The 3,814-nt window shown below is 59.5% G+C and carries 4 protein-coding genes; 3 read left to right on the forward strand and 1 reads right to left on the reverse strand.

The window, feature by feature from the left end; all coding sequences use genetic code 11:
• The coding region (locus tag JWR14_RS37990; protein WP_299719897.1) for an MBL fold metallo-hydrolase at positions 1-476 on the reverse strand (476 nt) is incomplete at its 3' end.
• A 111-nt stretch (positions 477-587) separates the two neighbouring features.
• Here JWR14_RS37990 and JWR14_RS37995 point away from each other — a divergent pair.
• The 3 genes from JWR14_RS37995 to can all read left to right on the forward strand — a co-directional run bounded on the left by JWR14_RS37995 (position 588) and on the right by can (position 3,811).
• Positions 588-1,052 carry a MerR family DNA-binding transcriptional regulator gene (locus JWR14_RS37995; protein ID WP_299719899.1) on the forward strand — a complete coding sequence of 155 codons (465 nt, stop codon included), beginning with the start codon at positions 588-590 and terminating at the stop codon, positions 1,050-1,052.
• Positions 1,053-1,195: 143 nt separating this feature from the next.
• Entirely contained in the window at positions 1,196-2,995 is a 1,800-nt protein-coding gene (aceK, locus tag JWR14_RS38000; protein ID WP_299719901.1) for a bifunctional isocitrate dehydrogenase kinase/phosphatase, read from the forward strand.
• 21 nt (positions 2,996-3,016) lie between these two features.
• Entirely contained in the window at positions 3,017-3,811 is a 795-nt protein-coding gene (gene can / locus JWR14_RS38005) for a carbonate dehydratase (protein WP_299719903.1), read from the forward strand.
• Positions 3,812-3,814: the final 3 nt, after the last annotated feature.

The raw sequence follows: 3,814 nt of genomic DNA on the forward strand, positions 1-3,814 counted from the left end.
GCCGGGTCCGTCATTCCATGCCGCGCGAAGTGCCGTGCCGCACGCTCGCCGCCTGCGTCAGAACCATCGCCGGCGGACATCACGCGGCCCATTGCATACTCGCCAAGCGACATCCAGAGCCTGACCGGGTCCCATCTTTTCTTGTCGCCGCCATTGCAGATCCAATCCGCAAGACCGAGGTGGTCCGGGTGGCAATGCGTGACGATCACGCGCAGCACCGGCAGGCCGTCAAGCAGCGTGTCGAAGGTGCGTTCCCAGTTCGCCCGGATCGTTTCGTCCGAAATACCACAATCGATAACGGTCCAGCCCGCCACGCCGTCGATCTCGTCGCGCATGACCCAAAGGTTGATGTGATCGAGCGCGAACGGCAGCGGCATGCGAACCCAGAACACGCCGGGCGAGACTTCCATCGTGTGGCCGCTTTCAGGAAGACGGTCTGCGAAAACGTAATCGAGTTGCTGTTCGAGCGGGTTCATGCGGGTCGGCTCTCCGGGTTGTCAGTTGTTGCATTGCCGCCAGGTTGACGCTAACGTTAACCTGCATTTTAACGTCGGCGTCAGAAAAGCGCTCGCAACCTTGTAATTTCAATGACAGACACGCGCTACACCATCACCGAGCTGGCACGCGAATTCGAGATCACGCCGCGCGCGATCCGGTTCTACGAGAACCAGGGCTTGCTCACGCCGGCGCGCGAAGGCACGAACGGCATGCGCCGCGTGTATTCGGCGCGCGACCGCACGCGGCTCAAGCTGACGCTGCGCGGCAAACGGCTCGGATTCACGTTGCTGGAGGTGAGCCGGCTGCTTGATCTCTACGATTCGCCGACCGGGACGGTTGCCCAGTTGCATGCGTTTCTTGACACCATCGCGGCGCATCGCGCGGTGCTGGAGCGGCAACTGGACGACCTGAACGCGACGCTCGCCGAACTCGCCGCGTACGAAAAGCAAGGGCGTGCGCTGCTTTCAGCGAGCGCTGAAAAACGCTCGCGCCGAGCGGCAGTGGCGGCTGCATCGGAGAATGCGAGTGCGAAGAAAGGGGCGAACGTGGCATGAGTTCGCATCGGGCGGAAAGGCTGCCGCCCAGGAAGCGGGAACGTCCGGAGATACAATATCGGCCGGATTTGAAGCAGGATTTTAAGCCGGGCTGGACGCTTGATCACTAACACCGCGACGTAGGCACGAAGCGCAGAGTCGATATGAATCACTTTCCCAAGTTACTGTCGTCGCAGATTGGCTTCGATGTCGCGGAAACGCTGCTCGAAGGCTTCGACCGTCACTATCGCGTGTTTCGCGATGCGGCCATCGCGGCGAAGGGGCTATTCGAAGCGGCCGACTGGCATGCGCTGCAGCGGCTTGCGCGCGATCGCATCACGTCGTACGACGATCGCGTGGAAGAGTGCGTGACGCGCCTGGAAGACGAGTACGACGCCGAGCACATAGACGATGAAATCTGGCAGCAGATCAAGTTGCATTACATCGGCTTGCTGACGTCGCACCGGCAGCCCGAGTGCGCAGAGACGTTTTTCAACTCCGTGTGCTGCAAAATCCTGCATCGCTCGTACTTCAATAACGACTTCATTTTCGTGCGGCCCGCTATTTCGACGGAGTACATCGAGAACGACGAACCTGCGGCCAAGCCGACCTATCGCGCGTATTACCCAAGCAAGGATGGGCTCGCCGCGACGCTCGAACGGATCGTGACGAACTTCCAGCTCGAGCCGCCGTTCGAAGATTTGCAGCGCGACGTTCAATGCCTGATGCGAGCGATTACCGAAGCGTTCGGCGAATTCAAGGCCGCGCCCAACTTCCAGATTCACGTGCTGTCGTCGCTGTTCTTTCGCAACAAGGCGGCGTACATAGTGGGCCGGATCATCAACGGTGATCTGGTGATACCGTTTGTGGTGCCGGTGCGTCATGCGCAACCCGGGCTGCTCGCACTCGATACAGTCCTGTTGCAGCGCGAACAAGTACTGATCATCTTCAGCTTCTCGCACTCGTACTTCCTCGTGGATATGGAAGTGCCGTCCGCGTATGTGCAGTTCCTTCGCTCGATCATGCCCGGCAAACCGAAGGCGGAAATCTATACTTCAGTGGGCTTGCAGAAGCAGGGCAAGAACCTGTTTTATCGCGACTTGCTGCATCACCTCTCGCATTCCAGCGATAAATTCGCCATCGCGCCGGGAATCAAGGGACTCGTGATGCTGGTGTTCACGCTGCCCTCATTTCCGTACGTGTTCAAGCTGATCAAGGACAACTTCCCGCCGCCGAAGGAAACCACGCGCAAGAAGATCCAGGACAAGTATCAGCTCGTCAAACGCCATGACCGTCTCGGACGCATGGCCGACACGCTCGAGTATTCGAGCGTCGCGCTACCACTGTCGCGCCTCGACGATGCGCTGCTCAAGGAGCTCACCAGGGAAGTGCCTTCGATGATCGAATATGAAGGCGATAACCTCGTGATCAGGCATCTGTATATCGAGCGCCGCATGACGCCGCTGAACCTGTATTTGCAGAACGGCACGCTGCCGGAAATCGAGCATGGCATCAAGGAATACGGCGACGCGATCAAGGAACTGATCCAGGCGAACATCTTTCCCGGCGACATGCTCTACAAGAATTTTGGCGTCACGCGTCACGGCCGCGTGGTGTTCTACGACTACGACGAGATCGAATACCTGACCGATTGCAACGTGCGCCAAGTGCCGCAAGCGCGCAATGAGGAAGACGAGATGTCAGGCGAGCCGTGGTACACCGTCGGGCCACACGACATCTTCCCTGAAACCTACGGCACCTTCCTGCTCGGCGACCCGCGCGTGCGCAACGTGTTCATGAAACATCACGCCGATTTCTTCGACCCCGCTCTCTGGCAAAAGCACAAGGAACAGATCCTTAATGGCGAGCTCGCCGAGTTCTTCCCGTACGAACGCAGCATCCGTTTTTGTGTTCGTTATCCTGAGCGTTTTCTGTCCGGCGCACCCGCAGCACGCGCTGCATGAAACCTATCCGCACTGAATGCCATGTCCAATATCGACAACACTGACGCACCTGAAAGCCAGGACAACAACCCGCTCTCGCACCTGTTCGATAACAACCTGAAGTGGGTCGATCGCAAGCTCTCGGAGGACGCTGAATATTTCTCTCGCCTCGCGCACCAGCAAGCGCCGGAATACCTGTGGATCGGCTGCTCCGATTCACGCGTGCCGGCGAACCAGATCATTGGCTTGCCGCCGGGCGAGGTGTTCGTGCACAGGAACATCGCGAACGTGGTCGTTCACTCGGACCTCAACTGCTTGTCCGTGATCCAGTTCGCGGTCGACTTGCTGAAGGTCAAGCACATCATGGTGGTCGGGCATTACGGCTGTTCCGGCGTGGGCGCGGCGCTCGTGAGCCGGCGCGTAGGCCTGGCCGATAACTGGCTGCGCCACGTGGAAGACGTACGCGACAAGCACGCCGCGCTGCTCGAGGAATGGCCGATGGGCGAGGCGCGGAATCGTCGGCTGGTGGAGCTGAACACGATTGAACAAACGGTGAACGTGTGCCATACGACCATCCTGCGCGATGCATGGGCACGTGGCCAGGAGATTACGGTGCACGGCTGGACCTACGGCGTGCACGACGGCCGTGTGCGCAACATGGGCATGATGATCAACGGGTCGGAAGAAGTCGAGCCGACCTATCAGCATTGCATCGCGGCGCTGGCGCGCGGTGGCGCGCATTCATCGGAGAACGATGTGCTCGCCTCCGATGCCGCCCGTCTCGGCGATGTCCCGGCTATTGTGAAAGGTGTGATCAAGGAGCTGAAACATGACTGATTT

The organism is Caballeronia sp. (assembly GCF_028292365.1).
In the GTDB taxonomy this organism is placed as follows: domain Bacteria; phylum Pseudomonadota; class Gammaproteobacteria; order Burkholderiales; family Burkholderiaceae; genus Caballeronia.

Excerpts from the sequence above, each read along its gene's own strand:
- JWR14_RS37995 (WP_299719899.1), top strand. The coding sequence starts at position 588 with ATGACAGACACGCGCTACACCATCACCGAGCTGGCACGCGAATTCGAG.
- can (WP_299719903.1), top strand. The coding sequence starts at position 3,017 with ATGTCCAATATCGACAACACTGACGCACCTGAAAGCCAGGACAACAAC.
- aceK (WP_299719901.1), top strand. The coding sequence starts at position 1,196 with ATGAATCACTTTCCCAAGTTACTGTCGTCGCAGATTGGCTTCGATGTC.